Source organism: Sphingomonas sp. AX6 (assembly GCF_902506605.1).
Lineage (GTDB): Bacteria > Pseudomonadota > Alphaproteobacteria > Sphingomonadales > Sphingomonadaceae > Sphingomonas.
This window is the reverse complement of record NZ_LR733979.1, coordinates 1900887-1918894: the sequence shown is the minus strand read 5'-3', so window position 1 is coordinate 1918894 and position 18008 is coordinate 1900887. Positions and strand designations below refer to the sequence as shown.

The following is an 18008-nucleotide window of genomic DNA, read 5'->3' as shown; positions in this document are numbered from 1 at the left end:
CATGACCGACATCGTCATCGTCGCCGCCAAGCGCACCCCCGTCGGAAGCTTCCTCGGCGCGTTTGCCAGCGTGCCCGCGCACGAACTGGGTCGCATCGCGATCGAAGCCGCGCTCGAACAGGCAGGCGTCAAGGGCGAGGACGTGTCTGAAGTCATCCTGGGTCAGGTGTTGACCGCTGCGCAGGGTCAGAACCCCGCGCGCCAGGCGTCGATGGCAGCCGGCATTCCAAAGGAAGTCCCCGCTTGGGGCGTCAATCAGGTCTGCGGATCGGGCCTGCGCACCGTCGCGCTGGGCATGCAGGCGATCGCGAATGGCGACGCGACCATTGTCGTTGCAGGCGGTCAGGAATCGATGTCGATGTCCGCGCACGCCCAGTCGATGCGTCCCGGCACCAAAATGGGCGACGTGTCCCTGGTCGACACGATGATCAAGGATGGCCTGACCGACGTGTTCAACGGCTATCACATGGGGATCACCGCCGAGAACCTGGCCGAGCAATATCAGATCGCCCGCGTCGAACAGGACGAATTCGCCGTCGCGTCGCAAAACAAGGCCGAAGCCGCGCGCACCGCGGGCAGATTCAAGGACGAGATCGCACCCGTGACGATCAAAGGACGCAAGGGCGATACTGTAGTCGATCAGGACGAATATATCCGCGCCGGGGCCACCATCGACGGCGTCAACGGCCTGCGTCCCGCGTTCAAGAAAGACGGCACGGTGACGGCAGCCAACGCCAGCGGCCTGAACGACGGTGCCGCCGCGCTGGTGTTGATGAGCGCCGAAGAAGCCGCCAAGCGCGGTATCAAGCCGCTCGCCACGATCAAGAGCTGGGCCTCGGCTGGTGTCGACCCGTCGATCATGGGCATCGGCCCGGTCCCCGCATCGAAAAAGGCGCTGGAAAAAGCCGGCTGGACCATCGCCGATCTCGACCTGATCGAAGCCAATGAGGCCTTCGCCGCACAGGCGCTGGCCGTCGGCAAGGAACTCGGCTGGGACGCGGACAAGGTCAACGTCAACGGCGGTGCCATCGCTATCGGCCACCCTATAGGCGCATCGGGGGCGCGGGTGCTGACCACGCTGATCTACGAAATGGGGCGCCGCAATGCGAAGAAGGGGCTGGCGACTCTTTGCATCGGCGGTGGAATGGGGATCGCGATATGTGTGGAGCGGTGACTAATATTTAATTACGCGACCGATAGTAACAATATTACCCCAAACTGCCCTCCGAAGAACGAAGTGATTTGCTGCGTTGCAAAATCGTGACATTCTCGCCACAGCGACCGCAGTAAATCGCTCAAACCCACCGCTTCACCTTGCCTGTTTCCCCAGAAATGGGCTCTCCTGCCCTTAAGCCGTGCAAGACGCCGGCGTAAAATGGGGCACTCCAATGAGAATTTCGAAGTTGCTATCGGCAACCGCGCTGGCGAGCGCGGCTTTCGCACTGCCGCAAGTCGCTTGGGCGCAAACCACGACGGACGCGCAGAATACCGAAGAACTAACCACAGAAACCGAGATTCAGTCGGGTGAACCTGATGAACAGGACTCGGCTGGTTCGATCGTTGTTACCGGCAGCCGCATTCGCGCGCCCAACCTGACCTCGGTCAACCCGATCACGTCGATCGGTGGCGAAACCATCTTCCAGTCAGCGGGCACCAACATCGGTGACACGCTGAACGATCTGCCGCAGCTGTCCAGCACGTTCTCGCAACAGAATCCTGGTCTCGGCATTGGTATCGCGGGTCTCAACCTGCTCGACCTGCGTGGCCTTGGCACCGTTCGCACCCTGGTGCTGGTTAACGGGCGTCGTCACGTCCCCGCCGACATCCTGAACAACGCGTCTTCGCCCGACATCTCGACCATCCCGAACGATCTCATCCAGAGCGTCGACATCGTAACCGGCGGCAACTCGGCCGTTTACGGTTCGGACGCCATCGCCGGCGTGGTCAATTTCGTGCTTCGTACGGATTTCGAAGGCCTCCAGGTTCGCGGCACCGCAAACATTGCGGAAGCCGGATTTGGCGGTAACCAGTATGTTTCGGCAATGTTCGGCAAGAATTTCGCCGACGGTCGTGGCAACATCACCGTGCACGGCGAGTACAACCGGCAGGATCGCGTGTTCGCCTCGGACGTTCCGTGGTTCCGTCGTAATGATGGATTCGTCACGGTCGATGCCGATTCCGGGGGACTTGCCAATAACAGCGACGGGTTTCCCGACGCTATCTTCCTGCGCGACATTCGTCAGGGCACAATCAGCCCCTTCGGTCTGGTTGCTGTCGGACAATCGACAGCAAACGCGGCTTGCGGACGCGGCACGACACCCAATGCCGGTGCACCGAACAATGCCGGCGCCGCCTTCAACTGTAATTTTGTCTTCAACCCGGACGGCACGTTGGTCCCCCAGACCGGCACCCGCGTGGGTTCGGGTCCGCTGGGCACCTTCCTCGGCGGCAACGGCACGACCGGACGTGAAGGCCAGACCCTCTCGGTCCTGCCTTTCCTCGAGCGTTACAATGCCAATTTGCTTGGCCGTTTCGAATTCAGCGAAGCCGCCGAAGCGTTCGTCGAGGCGAAGTTTGCCCGCGTGAACGCGCTTGGCAACAATGCCGGTCCGTCCTTCATTCAGGGCACACTGGGTACGACCGACATTCGTGAACGCGCCCGCCTCGACAACCCGTTCCTTAGCGCACAGGCACGCGGTGTCCTGACCCAGGCGATCCTCGCTTCGGGCCAAACAGCCGTACTTGTCGGATCGACGCCGCTGACGGCTGCTGATCGCGCGGCAATCGCCGACGGAAGCTATCGTTTCTCTGTCGCGCGCAGCCTGCTCGACGTCGGTATCCGCGACGAACGTTTCCAGCGCGATACCTATCGTGTGGTGGCTGGCTTGCGCGGCACGTTCTGGGACGATTTCAGCTACGAAATCTCCGGCAACTACGGCAAGTTTGAACAGGAAACGATCACCGACGGGTTCATCGATCGCCAGCGCTTCGCATTGGCAATGGATGCAGGCCGCAATCCCGTTACCGGCCAGATCCAGTGCCGGTCGCAGTTCGACCCGGCATCGGCAGTACGTTTGAATGGCTTCGCGGCTCCCGCAGCGGCCAACCAAGCACGTCTCGCCGCCGATATCGCAGCCTGTGTTCCCTACAACCCGTTCGGTCAGGCGGATAACTCGGCATCGGTCAACTATTTCGCGAACTCGTTCACCGCGAACGCTTCGATCGAACAGAAGGTTGTGCAAGGCTTCGTGTCGGGCAGCCTTGGTCGTCTGTTCGAGCTGCCGGGTGGTCCAATCCGCTTCTCGGTCGGTGCAGAATATCGGGAAGAAGAAGCTTTCTACAAACAGGACCAGTTCGTCGTCGACGGCTTCACCAACGGTGTGTCGATCCCACAGATCGGCCCTGTCGGGTTCGACGTGAAGGAAGCTTATGGCGAATTGCAAATCCCGCTTCTCGCCAACACGCCGTTCTTTGAAGAGCTGACCCTCAGCGGCGCGGCGCGCGTTTCCGACTATTCGGGAAGCACCGGCACGGTGTGGGCATACAACGCAGGCGTTATCTGGTCGCCGATCCGCGGTCTGCGCCTTCGCGGCAATTACGGTCGCGCCGTGCGCGCGCCGACGGTCGCCGAAACCGGGTCGTCGCTGGTTCCAAACTTCGCGCCAGGGTTCACCGATCCCTGCGCACCGAACCAGATCAACACCAGCGCAAATCGCGCGGCGAACTGTCAGGCAGACCTTGGCGGGCTTCTGGCCAACATCGACCAGGTCACCTACTCTCTGCCGGTCCTGAGCGGCAGCAACCCGAACCTCGAAGCCGAAACGTCGGATTCGTACACGGTTGGTGCGGTGTTCACCCCGGCAGCCATTCCTGGCCTGTCGCTTTCGGTCGATTACTACAACATCACCGTGAATGGCGTCATCGTGTCGCTCGCAGCACAGACCATCGCAAATAGCTGCTACGACCAGCCGACCCTCAACAACGTGTTCTGTACGCAGTTCCAGCGCTATCGTGGCACCGGACCTGGACCGAACAATGAAGTCGCGGGCGATATCCTTGGTAACACGTTGATCCAGGCACCGCTCAACTTTGCAAAGCGCGAACGCGAGGGTATCGACGTTAACGCAGCGTACCGCACAAACATCTCGGATGATGTTCGTTTGGGCGCCAACTTGGTTTACACGCACAACCTCAAGAACAGCAATTTCGAGAGCGCGACCGACCCGAACTTCGAAAACCGCATTCTTGGTGAAACCGGGTTCCCAACTGATGAATTCCGACTTGATATCGACGTCGGTTTCCGTGAGTTCACGCTTGGCTATCGCCTGCGTTACATTGGTTCGCAGTTGCTCACGACGTATGAGAGCTTCAACGAATTGAACGGGCAACCCGCAGGTAACTTGGATGCGTTCTCGCCAACCAAATATCCTGACATCACCTATTCGGACCTTCGTTTCGAATGGGACATCGAGGATGCGGCAGGCCTTGGCAAAGAGCTGCAGTTCTACGTCGGCGTCGATAACGTCTTCAACAAGCTGCCTCCTCTTGGTACGACAGCAACCGGTGGCGGGACTGCAATTTTCGATTACCGTGGCCGCGCATATTACAGCGGCTTCCGCGCACGCTTCTAAAGCGAGCCTGGAATTCTTTGGGGGGGTCGGGACCATGTCCCGGCCCCCTTTTTTTATCCGACACGCTTGGTATCGAACAACGGAGTTCGCCGAAGTGCTTCCCAGAGCGAAAATAGGTCGGGATGAGCCACCATCTCGAGTTCGACATCGATTGGCCTTTGAGGGCACGGTAAACGGGGGACGTGATGCAACTGAGTAACCAAGAGGCAGAACGGCTTGTCCGGGACGGCGTTGAAGCGCTCGGCCAGGGTCGGGCGGCCGAAGCGCGGGAGCGTTTCGAGCGGGTGACCGCGACTGGAAGAGCGAACAGTCAGATTTGGCTCCTGTTAGCGACAGCCTGTCGAGCGATCGGGGATCGCGATGCTGAGGAACGCGCTGTGGATTCTTTGCTCGCGTTGGAACCACGTGCGATTCGCGGGCACATCATGAAAGGAGACTGCCGCAACGACGCCGGGGACAAGAGTGCCGCATTGGGCCTGTACAAAAGTGCGTTGCGAATTGCGGCCGGCCAGAATCTCCCCAACGAACTGGCTGCCGAGCTACGGCGTGTGGACACCGCATCGACGGAGTTAGCCGCACATTTCGAGGCACAACGAGAAATTGCCCTGAATGCGCAGGGATTGGACCGCGGCAATCGCAGTTCGCGGTTCCAAAGGTCGCTCAACATCCTTTCAGGTCGCGAACAAATCTTTGTTCAGGAACCTACGGCCTACTATTATCCTGAATTGCCGCAGATCCCATATTTCGATCCGACCTCTTTCCGCTGGGCGGCCCAAGTCGAGGCGGCAGCCAATGAAATTCGTAAAGAGATCCAGGTATTGTTGAACAAAGGGACGGATGATTTCTTACCTTACATCAGATCCGACCCTAATTTGCCAAGGCTCGACGACAACATACTGCTCGATAATCGCGATTGGAGCGCGCTTTTCCTTTGTGAGAATGGGCGGCGGTTCGAGGACACCATAGCGCGGTGCCCAAACACATGGAATGCTGTTCAAAACGCCCCTCTTCCGATCATTGCAAACTCACCAACGGTCATGTTTTCGCTTTTGCGTGCAGGCGCACATATCACTCCCCACACCGGAACGCACAACACCCGCCTCACCTGCCATCTGCCGTTGATCGTGCCGCCCGATTGCTTCTTTCGCGTCGGCAGCGAGGTTCGACAATGGCAGGAAGGCAAGTTGCTGATCTTTGACGATACGATCGAACATGAAGCTTGGAACAACAGCGACCGAGATCGGGTCGTGCTAATCTTCGACATCTGGCGCCCGGAATTGAGCGAGCAGGACAAGCAGGAGATCGGTGCGCTATTCGCCTCGGAGCAAATCTCGATCGAGATAACTAAGTGAAGCTGAAATTGACCGGTCTGGGCACCAGTTTTCCGTCAAATGCGTGGTCGCGGTGCGGCCCGTCTTTATCAACCCAATGAAGAAATAGGTGGGCGGACCACGCGTTTGGGTTGGGGGCCATTCGGCCATGGCGATGATTAACTCCCCGATACAGCACCGCGTCCCCCACCCTCATTGCAATCGAAGCAAATGGTTCGGAACCGAAGTCTTCCTCGACCCGCGCGGAAGGTTCCGTTGCGACCGAGCCAACCTGCAAATCCCAAATCTCGCCATCACTATAATCGAGAACAAGTGACAAGCTGTGTTCGCACGAGAGGCGATCGTGATGAACCCGGCAGACATCGCCTTCCCGATACAACCTCAAATAGTCATAGGTTGGAAGCAAATCACGGCCAACAATACTCGAAATTAATGGGGTTATACCCCACAGAAAGAAGAGCATCGGTTTATAATGATGACCGTAGACTTCGAAGGCAGCACGCTTCAGTAAATTTGGATGCTGTCTCACTCCACTCAATGGAATGGGAGCGTTTGCCAAATCCTCTTTGACGCTTTGAATAAACGCCTGTGCAATCTCCTGCGGGATCAGACCCTGCACATGCGCATACCCGTTTTCGTCGTAATTACCGATAACCTGCATCCTACGCGGTTAGGATGGGTTTGCGCCGGTTGCAAGAGCCCGAAGGCGTGCGTGCTCTAAGCGCGATATGGGCGATATGGGCGATATGGGCGATATGGGCGATTCTGCACCCTTCTTTTTAGAATGGCATTCATATAGTTAGATTTCGATGAGTTCGATAATCGATAATGTTCGTCAGAAGCTCGAAAGCAAGCGGTATGCGGACGCAGCATTTATGCTTGCCGATGCATCGCAACAGGGTGACCTCGCGGCAATCGTAGAGCTGGCCAGTTGGTCTATCGCGGGTAATATCATTCCACGGAACTTGGGTGCAGCCCGGAGCCTGCTTGCTCAGGCGGGAAATGGCGGCGACGAGGCAGCGGGGCTGCTTCATGCATCATTTCTGGCCAGCGGAACTGGCGGACCGGCTGATTGGCCCTCCGCTGTCGCTCAACTAAGGCAGCTGGAACATCGCTCGGCGCGTGCGCGCGCGCAGCTCAACATCGTTGACCGGATGAATCTCGACAGCAACGGCTTTCCAGCGGGTGGTTACGCCGCTCTCCCGTTGTGCGGGCGACCCGCCATTCAGCTATGTCGAGAATTTCTACAACCCGCCGAATGCAACTATCTCTCCGACTTGGGTGGACCATTTCTCCAGCCATCGGTTGTAGTCGATCCTTCTAACGGCAGGGCAATCCCCCACCCTATTCGCTTGTCTGACGGCGCTGCGTTCGGCGTTTTCTTGGAAGACCTGGTTGTGGCCGCGATCAATCGTCGCGTTGCTCGCCTAACGGACACGCAATACGAACAGGGCGAGCCATTGCAATTGCTCCGCTACCACCGCGGTGGCGAATATCGGCCGCATCTCGACGCCCTCCCAGGCGAGCCAAACCAACGCATTAAAACGGTCATTCTTTATCTCAATCAAGATTATCGGGGTGGCGAAACGCGCTTTCCCAAAGTCGACCTAAGCTGGGCTGGCAAGACAGGCGACGCGCTGATGTTCGACAATGTTGACGCGGACGGGCGGGCCGACAACATGGCTCTTCATGCGGGCGCGCCGGTGAGCAACGGAACGAAGCTGATTGCTAGCCGATGGATAAGGGCGAATGCGTTTAAGTTTCCGCCGCCCCGATCGATTATTGAAACATTCAACTACGACGGACGGCGGTGATCGGCGCCTATTGCCACATTCGGCTGAACCGCTTCCCGAGACCGGTAAGAAGCTCATATTGAGACACTCCAGAGCGCAAAGCAGAATCATACAGAGAATATTCGACCCTCAACCAGTCACCTTCCGCCACCGCTGATGTCGTCCCGACATCGACGATAAGCAAGTCCATTGATACTCGCCCACGCACTGGAAAGACATTGTCGCCCGACCGCGCGCAGCCGACGCCCGAAAACCCGCGCAGATACCCATCGGCGTAACCAATATTGAGCACAGCCAACTCTGTGTCTTCGACGGCGCTCCAGGTCGCGTTGTAGCCGACGACGTCGCCCGCATGCAGTCGTCGGCGCTGGATCACCTGAGCTTCTGGAAACACGACTTGGCGAACTCGTTCTTCGGCCGCAGGCGACGGCACGCCGCCATATAGCGCCAGCCCGGGTCTAGTGAGATCGAAGGCATAGTCGCGGCCAAGCAGAACCCCAGCGCTGTTCGCCAGGCTATACCGGCATGCGTTTACACGTTCTTTGACCAGCGCAAACCGATTGAGTTGGAGCCGGTTGAGGGGATGGACCTCGTCTGCGCAAGCCAGATGGCTCATCAACGTCTGAATTTCCAGCCCGTCGAGCAGACCCGATCGCGCCTCTTCAATGCTCAGACCCAGCCGGTTCATGCCGGTATCGACCATCACGTCGCATATGCCTCCACCCGCCTCGCGCCAGCGCTGGACCTGGCGCGCGGTATTCAGGACCGGGCGTGCGATGCCGCTCTTGGCCAAGCCCATATCTTCGGACCGAACACCGTGCAATACGCTGACGGTCACACCCAGATCGGCAATCGCCTTGGCTTCCGCCCAGTTGGAGACAAAGAAATCGCGGCAGCCCGCCTCGCTCAGTCGGGTAACGACACCGCGCGCACCTAAACCATAGCCGTCGGCCTTGACTGCAGCACCGCACGCCGCCGCGCCGCTCGCGTGGTCCAGCATCCGCCAATTGGCGACAAGCGCATCCCCATCGAGACGCAGGCGGAGCGGAGCGGGCGGCAGATAGGTCACCTCCGCCCGCTACCCCATCGCGCGCGCGCCGGGTAGTCCGATCCGTGCGCCAGCACATCGCCCGACGGCATGGGTTCAATCCAGGTTGGGCCGCAGCCAGCGTTCGGTGTTCGGCAAATCTACCCCGCGCCGCGCCGCATATTCCTCGACCTGATCGCGACCGACGCGCGCAACGCCGAAATATTCGCTGTCGGGGTGCCCGAAATAGAAACCGCTGACCGCCGCGGTCGGGAGCATCGCGAAGCTTTCGGTCAGCGAAATCCCGGTCGCGTGGTGCGCGTCGAGCAGGTCGAACAGGATCGGCTTCAGGCTGTGGTCGGGACACGCCGGATAGCCCGGCGCGGGGCGGATACCCCGATATTGCTCCTTCACCAGCGCCTCGTTGGTCAGTTGCTCGCCTTCTGCATAGCCCCACAATGTCGTGCGGACATGCTGGTGAAGGCGTTCGGCGAAGGCTTCGGCGAAACGGTCGGCGAGCGCCTTCAGCAGGATGTCCGAATAATCGTCGATCCCCGCCTTGAACCGCGCGAGATGCGGTTCGATCCCGTGGATCGACACGGCGAAGCCGCCGATCCAGTCGCCCTGATGGTCGATGAAATCGGCCAGGCACATATTCGCCCGTCCCTCGCGCTTTTGAATCTGTTGGCGCAGGAATGGGATGCGGATGTGCTCGTAATTCTCGTTCTCGCGCCCGCGCACTTCGAGGTCGTGGCGCTGCTCGTCGTTGAGGTCGCAATCGAATGCGGGGTCGCGGCCCTGACGCGGTTCGGCCTTGCGGTCGATATGCACGACGACATCGTCGCCTTCGCGTCGGCACGGCCACAGGCCCACCACACCACGCGCGGTCAGCCACTTCTCCGCCACGATCTTGTCGAGCATCGCCTGAGCGTCGGCGAACAGCGACCGCGCGCTTTCGCCCACCACCGCATCGTCGAGGATCGCAGGGTAATTGCCCGCCAACTCCCAAGCGCGGAAAAACGGCGTCCAGTCGATATAGTCGCGCAGTTCAGCCAGATCCCAGTCGCGATAGATATGCACGCCGGGCTCGTTGGGCATCGGCGGCTTCTGGCTCATCTTCGCATCGAACGCATTGTCGCGCGCGCGTTCCAGCGGGACCAGCGCCGACTGCCCCTTGTTGGCGCGCGCAACGCGAACGGCTTCGTACTCGTCCGCGATCTTCGCGACATAATCGTTGCGGATCGTGGTGGAGACGAGCGTCGTCGCCACCCCGACCGCGCGGCTCGCGTCGAGGACATGGACGATCGGCCCGTCATAAGCGGGTGAGATACGCAGCGCGGTGTGGACTTTCGATGTGGTCGCCCCGCCGATCAGCAGCGGCATCGTCATCCCCGCCCGCTTCATCTCCTCTGCCACCGTCACCATCTCGTCGAGCGACGGTGTGATCAGGCCCGACAGCCCGATCATGTCGGCGTCGTTCTCGTTCGCGGCTTCCAGGATTTTCGACCACGGCACCATCACGCCCAGATCGACGACCTCGAACCCGTTGCACTGGAGCACGACGCCGACGATGTTCTTGCCGATGTCGTGGACGTCGCCCTTGACCGTCGCCATGATGATCTTGCCCTTGCCCTTCGATCCCGGCTCCTTTGCCGCCTCGATATAGGGGAGCAGATGGGCGACCGCTTTCTTCATCACGCGCGCCGATTTGACGACTTGCGGCAGGAACATCTTGCCCGATCCGAACAGGTCGCCGACGACGTTCATCCCGTCCATCAGCGGGCCTTCGATCACTTCGATCGGCTTGGCGAATTGCAGCCGCGCTTCCTCGGTATCGTCGACGACATGCGCGTCGATACCCTTGACGAGGGCGTGTTCCAGCCGCCGCGCGACCGGCCAGCCGCGCCATTCCTCGGCGGCTTTTTCGGCAACCGCGTCGGTACCGCGATATTTCTCGGCCAGCGCCACCAGCCGCTCGCCCGCGTCCGCATCGCGGTTGAGGATGACGTCCTCGCACGCCTGACGCAGTTCGGGGTCGATCGTATCGTACACGTCGAGCTGCCCGGCATTGACGATCGCCATGTCCATCCCCGCCGGGATGGCGTGATACAGAAAAACGGAGTGCATCGCGCGGCGGACGGGTTCGTTGCCGCGAAAACTGAACGACAGGTTGGACAGCCCGCCCGAGATGTGGACGTGCGGGCAGCGCGCCTTGATCTCCTTCACCGCCTCGATGAAATCGACGCCGTAATTATTATGCTCCTCGATCCCCGTCGCGACTGCGAAGACGTTGGGGTCGAAGATGATGTCTTCGGGCGGAAAGCCGATGCCGGTCAGCAGCTTGTAGGCGCGTTCGCAAATCTCGACCTTGCGCGCCTGAGTGTCCGCCTGACCCACTTCGTCGAACGCCATGACGACGACCGCCGCGCCGTACGCCATGCACTTGCGGGCCTGGTTGAGGAACGGCGCCTCGCCTTCCTTCATGCTGATCGAATTGACGATCGGCTTGCCGGACACGCATTTGAGGCCCGCCTCGATTACGTCCCATTTGGAACTGTCGATCATTACTGGCACGCGCGCGATATCGGGTTCGGCCGCGATCAATTTGAGGAACGTCGTCATCGCGTGATGCGCGTCGAGCAGCCCTTCGTCCATGTTGACGTCGATCACCTGAGCGCCGTTTTCGACCTGCTGTCGCGCGACCTCGACCGCGGCGGCATAGTCGTCGGCCATCACGAGTTTCTTGAAGCGCGCCGAGCCGGTGACGTTGGTGCGCTCACCGATATTGACGAAATTGGTCGAGGAATTGGTGGTCATTTCAGTCCTTCTCCCCTCCCGCTTGCGGGAGGGGTCGGGGGAGGGCGTGTCAGCAATCGAAAAAGTTTCTGGAGAGGATAACAGGCCCTCCCCTAGCCCCTCCCGCAAGCGTGAGGGGAATTTAGGCCGCCATCGTGAACGGCTCCAACCCGGCCAGCCGCGTCTGAACCGGCGGCTTGGGCAGCGCGCGCGGGGAAAGCCCGTTCACGGCATCGGCAATTGCCTTGATATGCGCAGGCGTCGATCCACAGCATCCGCCCAGCACATTGACCTGCCCCTGATCCGCCCATTCGCGCACAAGCCCGGCGGTCGTGTGCGGCTCCTCGTCATACTCACCCAGTTCGTTGGGCAGCCCGGCATTGGGATAGACCATGATGAGGGTATCGCAGATCGCCGACAACACCTTCACATGCGGACGAAGCTGTTCGGCCCCGAACGAGCAGTTGAGCCCGATCGTTATCGGCTTGGCGTGGCGCACCGCATGCCAGAACGCCTCAACCGTATGCCCCGACAGGTTGCGGCCCGACAGGTCGGTCAGCGTCATCGACATCATGATCGGCACGTCGCGGCCCAGCGCTTCGGCGGCCTCGATCACCGCCATCACGCCCGCCTTGGCATTCAGCGTGTCGAACACGGTTTCGATGAGGATGAAGTCGGCGCCCCCCTCCAGCAGCGCATCGGCCTGCTCGCGGTACACGTTCTTCAGGTAATCGAAATCGATCTCGCGAAAACCGGGATCGTTGACGTCGGGCGACAGCGACAGCGTCTTGTTGGTCGGCCCGATCGCGCCTGCGACGAAGCGTGGACGCCCGTCCTTCGCAGCGTATTCGTCCGCCAGCCGCCGCGCAATCTGGGCCGAGGCGATGTTGATATCGCGCACGAGATGTTCGGCACCATAATCGGCCTGGCTGATGAGGTTCGCGCTGAATGTGTTGGTCGACACGATATCCGAACCGGCGTCGAGATAGGCGCGGGTGATCGTCTCAGGCACCTCAGGCTTGGTCAGCGCCAGAATGTCGTTGTTGCCTTTCTGGTCGTGGCCCAGGCCCAGATCGCCCGCATAATCGGCCTCGGCCAGCTTCCAGTTCTGGATTTCGGTGCCGAATGCGCCGTCGGTGATCAGGATGCGCTTGGCCGCCTCGGCGAGCAGGGTCTGACGGGGGGTGTTCATTTTAGTTCCTTCCTAAGCCCCTCCCCTTCAGGGGAGGGGTTGGGGTGGGGCTTCTCCACCAGCCGCGCATCGCGGGACCGCCCCACCCCCGGCCCCTCCCCTGAGGGGGAGGGGTGANGCTGGTCGCGCTCGGCTATACCGGCTGGGGAGAGGCGCAGCTCGATGAGGAAATGACCCGGCATGGCTGGTTCAATGTGCACGGTGCGGAGAGCCTGATATTCGATATTGCCGTGGCGGCGCGGTGGGAAGCCGGGTTCGAAGGCGCAGGAATCGATCCGAGGTTGCTGGCGGTAAGCGCGGGCACGGCCTAAATTCCTCCTCCCACCGGGGGAGGTGGCAGCGCGCAGCGCTGACGGAGGGGGCCCGCCGCGAGCGCTATCTTGCGTGGCACCCCCTCCGTCAGCCGCTTCGCGACTGCCACCTCCCCCGAGGGGGGAGGAATTGAAAGGGAGATATAAAGATATCTTTATATCGAATTTGCAATCCGCACCTTGCTTCTGTAAAGCGCCGGTCATTCGGCTGGGCATACGGCCCGCCGCCAACATTCAAAAGCTTCAGGAGTTTGCCCGTGGCAACCGCACCCGCCATCGACACGCAGGACTATGTCATCCGTGACATCAGCCTCGCCGAATTCGGCCGCAAGGAAATCGACATCGCCGAAACCGAAATGCCGGGCCTGATGGCGCTGCGCGAGGAATATGGCGCGAAGCAGCCGTTAAAGGGCGCACGCATCACCGGTTCGCTGCATATGACGATCCAGACCGCGGTTTTGATCGAAACGCTGACGGCACTGGGTGCCGATGTGCGCTGGGCGACCTGCAACATCTTCTCGACCCAGGATCACGCCGCCGCCGCGATCGCTGCGACCGGCGTGCCGGTGTTCGCGGTAAAGGGTGAGAGCCTGGCCGAGTATTGGAACTATGTCGGCGACATCTTCTCCTGGGATCATGACGTGGACGGCCAGACCGCCAACATCATCCTCGACGATGGCGGCGACGCCACGATGTTCGCGCTGTGGGGCGCGAAACTCGAAGCAGGGCACACCATGCCCGAGCCCGAAAACGAAGAAGAAGTCGAAATGCAGCGCGCGTTGAAGGCGTTCATCGCCAGGAAGCCCGGCTATCTGACCGAAACCGTCAAGAATCTGAAGGGCGTGTCGGAAGAAACGACGACCGGCGTCCACCGCCTGTACGAAATCTCTAAGAAGGGCGAGCTGCCTTTCCCCGCGATCAACGTCAACGACAGCGTCACCAAGTCGAAGTTCGACAATCTTTATGGCTGTAAGGAATCGCTGGTCGACGCCATCCGTCGCGCAACCGACGTGATGCTGGCAGGCAAGGTCGCGCTCGTCGCGGGCTTTGGCGATGTCGGCAAGGGTTCGGCCCAGTCGCTGCGCAATGGCGGCGCGCGCGTGATGGTCACCGAAGTCGATCCGATCTGCGCGTTGCAGGCGGCGATGGAAGGCTTCGAAGTCGTGACGATGGAAGAGGGCGTGAAGCGCGCCGACATTTTCTGCACCGCGACCGGCAATGCCGATGTCATCACCGCCGATCACATGAAGGCGATGAAGCCCATGGCGATCGTCTGCAACATCGGCCATTTCGACAGCGAAATTCAGATCGCGGCGCTCAGCAACTATGAGTGGGACGAAGTGAAACCCGGCACCGACCTGGTGAAATTCCCCGACGGCAAGCAGATCATCATCCTCGCCAAGGGCCGCCTGGTGAACCTGGGCTGCGCGACCGGTCACCCGTCGTTCGTGATGTCGGCATCGTTCACCAACCAGACGCTGGCGCAGATCGAGCTGTGGACCAATGGCGATGCATACAAGAACGAAGTGTATGTCCTGCCGAAGCACCTCGATGAAAAGGTTGCGGCGCTCCACCTCGAAAAGCTGGGCGTGCAGCTGTCCAAGCTGACGCCGAAGCAGGCCGGCTATATCGGCGTGCCGGTCGAAGGGCCGTTTAAGCCGGATCATTATCGCTACTGATTTTCGTAGCGTTTCCGTAACGTCATCCGGGCCGCGCCCGCCATCCGGCGAGCGCGGCCCGTTTCGTGTGGCATAAAGTCAACAGGCGTTGAATAAAACGATGGGGCTTGGTTGCGCGTGTGCGCGCGCGGTGCTTTGGAAGCATTCAGACCAAAGTCTAATTGCAAAGGGTTGTTATGTTGCTTTTCTCGTCGCGTTTGCGTGTTGGCGTTGCGTTGTCCGCCATGGCGCTGGGATCGGTTGGCCTGACGTCGGCGGCTATGGCGCAGGATTCGACGTCGCAGACCGAAACCGCGCTGCCCGATCAGGAAGCCGATGATCAGACCAGTGGCGGCGAGATTGTCGTTACTGGTTCGCGCATTCCGCGTCCCGAAATCGACAACCCCAATCCTGTCGTATCCTATGGCGCTGAATCGCTGGCCCAGTCGGGCCGGACCAACCTGACCGATTTCCTGGTTCAGAATCCGGCGCTTCTTGGATCGAGCACCAGTGCGGATCAATCCGGTTCTACCGGCGATTTCGGCGCGACCGGCGTCAACCTGCTCAACCTTCGCAATCTGGGTACGGCGCGTACGCTGGTACTGGTCGATGGGCGTCGTCATGTCGCGGGCTTGCCGGGTTCGGCATCGGTCGACATCAATACGATCCCGAAGGCGCTCGTTGAGCGGATCGACGTTCAGACCGGCGGTGCTTCGGCCGTCTACGGTGCCGATGGCGTGTCGGGCGTTGTCAATTTCATCCTGAAGCGCAACTTCGAAGGCATCGAAGCCAGCGGTCAGGCGGGCATCTCGGAAGAGGGTGACGCAGGCAACCGGTTCGTGTCGATCACGGCGGGTCAGAATTTCGCGGGCGACCGCGGCAACGTCGCAATCAACTATGAATTCACCGAAGACGACCGCGTCAATTCGTTCAATCGCGCGCGCACCGGCGATCCGCTTCGCACGTTCGGCTTCGTCCAGAATCCGGATGACTTGCCAGGTGCCGACAACCCCAGCGTGTTCGATCGGATCCTGCTCAACAACCTGCGTTACGCCGATAGTTCGCGTGATGGTGCCGTCGATCTAGATTTGGATTTCGCACCTGATTTCACGGGTTCCGGCGGCGTGTACGACCGGGGGCGGTTGCTTCCGAGTTCCGGAGGCTTAACCCAGGGCGGCAGCAGCACGCCATTGGCAGGTTATCAAGGTGACCTTCAGCCCCAAAACCGCATCCACAATATTAATGTCTTGAGCAGCTTCGAAGTTTCCCCGGCTCTGCGTATTTACGCGCAGGGCAAATACACGAATATCGAAAGCTTCACCGTCGCTCAGCCAAGCTTCGATTTTTACACTTATCTGGCATCCGACAATGCATATCTGCAGGATCGATTCGGCGCTGCGAACACGACGGACGGTGCCTTCATTTCCCGCGATAACTTCGATCTGGGCGTACGCGGCGAAACCACGACTCGCGAAACCTGGCGCGGCGTGATCGGTGCAGATGGTGAGATCAGCGAAAATGCGCGCTATGACCTGTCCTACACCTATGGCGTGACAGATAGCACGTTCTTCAGCACCAACTATCGTCTTGGGGATCGTTATTTCGCGGCGCTGGACGCAGTGCGCGATCCGGCGACAGGTCAGATCGTGTGCCGCATTGCCCTCGATCCGACGGCGAATATCGATCCAAACAACTGGGACGCGCCGCCGACTACGTTCAATCCCGGCGAATGCGTGCCGCTCAACATCCTGGGTGAAAACGTCCGCAGCCAAGCGGCGCTTGATTTCATCAACGTCGATCTGCTCAACCGGGTGAAGGTTCAGCAGCATGTCGTGTCGGGCTCGATCTCGGGCGATTTCGGTCAGTTCTTCGAATTGCCGGGTGGCCCGATCGCCTTTGCGCTAGGCGGTGAATATCGCAAAGAGATCAGCGACTATGTCTCCGATCCCTTCCTTCAGCAGGGCGCGTTGCTCGATATCGCGCAGATCGCGCCCGAAAGCGGCGAATTTGACGTAATCGAAGGCTTTGCCGAATTGCGCGTGCCGCTGTTCCGCAATCAGCCCTTCGCCGAACTGCTCGAATTCAACGCTGCGCTGCGCCTGTCCGATTATTCGACAGTGGGTGGCACAACGACATATGCCTTTGGCGGTGTCTATGCGCCGGTGCGGGACTTCCGCGTTCGTGGTACCTATTCGCAGGCAGTCCGCGCACCCAACATCTCGGAACTGTTCTCGCCGACTAACGGCACCTTCTCGTTCATTGACGATCCGTGTGACCCGGTGAACATCCCCGAAGGCACACAGTTCCGTCAGGCCAACTGCACTGCAGCTCTGACGGCGCTCGGCATCAATCCGACAACGTTCAGTCCCACAAGCGATCCGACCGCAACGGTCAGCCTGCCAGGTCGTGTTGGCGGCAACCGTGACCTGAATGAGGAAACCGCACGGACCTGGACGGTGGGGGCGGTGCTCCAGCCGCGCTTTGTTCCAGGACTGACCATCACGGCGGACTGGTACGACATCAAGCTGGAGGATGCGGTTCGCACCGCAACCGCTCAGGAAATCGTTGATCTCTGCGTTGATCAGCCCGACCTGAACAATGTGTTCTGCGACAGCATCACACGTAGTTCGACGACCGGCTATGTCAGCGATTATCTTGTCGGTCCTCAAAACGTTGCCGCGTTCGAAACCGCCGGTCTCGACGTCCAGGTCAATTACCTGTTCAATGTCGATAACGTCGGAGACTTCAGCTTCTCGCTGAAGGGCAATTATCTCGACAAGCTGACTTTCGTGCCGACGCCCGGTGCGGAGGCCGAAAGCGACAAGCTGGAACGGCTCTCGCCCGAATATTCGGGTCAGCTCGATCTGGCTTGGTCGAATGGAACGTTGTCGCTGAATTATGGTCTCAACTATTTCAGCAAGACGCGTCGCTTCACGGCGGATCAGGTGCGCGCGAACCCGGATATCTCCGACCCCGAGTTCCTGTTCTTCCGCGAGCGGTTCGAGCATGATTTCCAGGCGGCGATCGACGTGAACGAGCAGTTCCGCTTCTATGGTGGCGTCAACAACTTCACCAACGAACAGGGTGATATCGGCTCTGCCGCCTATCCCTTCGGTGCGATCGGTCGCTATTTCTACGCAGGCGCACGCGTCAGCTTCAAATAAGCCGCAATCGGCCATTCAAAAACGGCGCGCGGGAAGGCGAACTTCCCGCGCGCTTTTTTTGTCCATCCCATTCCGCCATCCCGATCTTTCGCCTAGAGCGAAGCG

At 60.1% G+C, this 18008-nt stretch carries 11 protein-coding genes; 7 read left to right on the top strand and 4 right to left on the bottom strand.

Annotated features, from left to right (window positions below; all coding sequences use genetic code 11):
* Position 1 precedes the first annotated feature (1 nt).
* The 3 genes from ENHY17A_RS09210 to ENHY17A_RS09200 all read left to right on the top strand — a co-directional run bounded on the left by ENHY17A_RS09210 (position 2) and on the right by ENHY17A_RS09200 (position 5983).
* On the top strand, positions 2–1174 hold the full coding sequence (locus ENHY17A_RS09210) for an acetyl-CoA C-acetyltransferase (RefSeq protein WP_159712099.1): 1173 nt from the start codon (positions 2–4) through the stop codon (positions 1172–1174).
* 214 nt (positions 1175–1388) lie between these two features.
* Entirely contained in the window at positions 1389–4631 is a 3243-nt protein-coding gene (locus ENHY17A_RS09205) for a TonB-dependent receptor domain-containing protein (RefSeq protein WP_159712097.1), read from the top strand.
* A gap of 185 nt (positions 4632–4816) precedes the next feature.
* Positions 4817–5983, top strand: coding sequence for an aspartyl/asparaginyl beta-hydroxylase domain-containing protein (locus ENHY17A_RS09200; protein WP_159712095.1), 1167 nt, complete (start codon positions 4817–4819; stop codon positions 5981–5983).
* On the opposite strand, the gene ENHY17A_RS09195 is transcribed toward ENHY17A_RS09200, so the two are convergent.
* Positions 5976–6623, bottom strand: coding sequence for a hypothetical protein (locus ENHY17A_RS09195; protein WP_159712093.1), 648 nt, complete (start codon positions 6621–6623; stop codon positions 5976–5978). The genes ENHY17A_RS09200 and ENHY17A_RS09195 overlap by 8 nt on opposite strands.
* A 148-nt stretch (positions 6624–6771) precedes the next feature.
* Between ENHY17A_RS09195 and ENHY17A_RS09190 the strand changes: the two genes are divergently transcribed.
* Entirely contained in the window at positions 6772–7776 is a 1005-nt protein-coding gene (locus tag ENHY17A_RS09190; RefSeq protein WP_159712091.1) for a 2OG-Fe(II) oxygenase, read from the top strand.
* Between the two features lie 7 nt (positions 7777–7783).
* Here ENHY17A_RS09190 and ENHY17A_RS09185 read toward each other — a convergent pair whose 3' ends face one another.
* From ENHY17A_RS09185 to ENHY17A_RS09175, 3 genes are all read right to left on the bottom strand, one after another.
* A complete protein-coding gene (locus ENHY17A_RS09185; protein ID WP_201296441.1) occupies positions 7784–8815 on the bottom strand; it encodes an alanine racemase in 1032 nt (343 codons plus the stop codon).
* Positions 8816–8899: 84 nt separating this feature from the next.
* Positions 8900–11599, bottom strand: a complete 2700-nt coding sequence (gene metH, locus ENHY17A_RS09180) for a methionine synthase (RefSeq protein WP_159712089.1) — start codon at positions 11597–11599, stop codon at positions 8900–8902.
* A gap of 121 nt (positions 11600–11720) precedes the next feature.
* Positions 11721–12770 (bottom strand): homocysteine S-methyltransferase family protein, encoded by a 1050-nt coding sequence (locus ENHY17A_RS09175; protein ID WP_159712087.1) that lies wholly within the window; start codon positions 12768–12770, stop codon positions 11721–11723.
* A 118-nt stretch (positions 12771–12888) separates the two neighbouring features.
* Here ENHY17A_RS09175 and ENHY17A_RS09170 point away from each other — a divergent pair.
* The 3 genes from ENHY17A_RS09170 to ENHY17A_RS09160 all read left to right on the top strand — a co-directional run.
* Positions 12889–13081: YqgE/AlgH family protein (locus tag ENHY17A_RS09170; RefSeq protein WP_236547836.1), on the top strand; the 193-nt coding region annotated here is incomplete at its 5' end.
* Positions 13082–13338: 257 nt separating this feature from the next.
* Positions 13339–14760: an adenosylhomocysteinase gene (ahcY, locus tag ENHY17A_RS09165; RefSeq protein WP_159712085.1), complete on the top strand. Its 1422-nt coding sequence runs from the start codon at positions 13339–13341 to the stop codon at positions 14758–14760.
* 197 nt (positions 14761–14957) lie between these two features.
* Positions 14958–17903, top strand: a complete 2946-nt coding sequence (locus ENHY17A_RS09160) for a TonB-dependent receptor domain-containing protein (protein ID WP_236547835.1) — start codon at positions 14958–14960, stop codon at positions 17901–17903.
* Positions 17904–18008 lie beyond the last annotated feature (105 nt).

Coding starts and splice junctions, on each gene's coding strand:
- ENHY17A_RS09200 (WP_159712095.1), top strand. CDS start 4,817: ATGCAACTGAGTAACCAAGAGGCAGAACGGCTTGTCCGGGACGGCGTT.
- metH (WP_159712089.1), bottom strand. CDS start 11,599: ATGACCACCAATTCCTCGACCAATTTCGTCAATATCGGTGAGCGCACC.
- ENHY17A_RS09210 (WP_159712099.1), top strand. CDS start 2: ATGACCGACATCGTCATCGTCGCCGCCAAGCGCACCCCCGTCGGAAGC.
- ENHY17A_RS09205 (WP_159712097.1), top strand. CDS start 1,389: ATGAGAATTTCGAAGTTGCTATCGGCAACCGCGCTGGCGAGCGCGGCT.
- ENHY17A_RS09195 (WP_159712093.1), bottom strand. CDS start 6,623: ATGCAGGTTATCGGTAATTACGACGAAAACGGGTATGCGCATGTGCAG.
- ENHY17A_RS09175 (WP_159712087.1), bottom strand. CDS start 12,770: ATGAACACCCCCCGTCAGACCCTGCTCGCCGAGGCGGCCAAGCGCATC.
- ENHY17A_RS09190 (WP_159712091.1), top strand. CDS start 6,772: ATGAGTTCGATAATCGATAATGTTCGTCAGAAGCTCGAAAGCAAGCGG.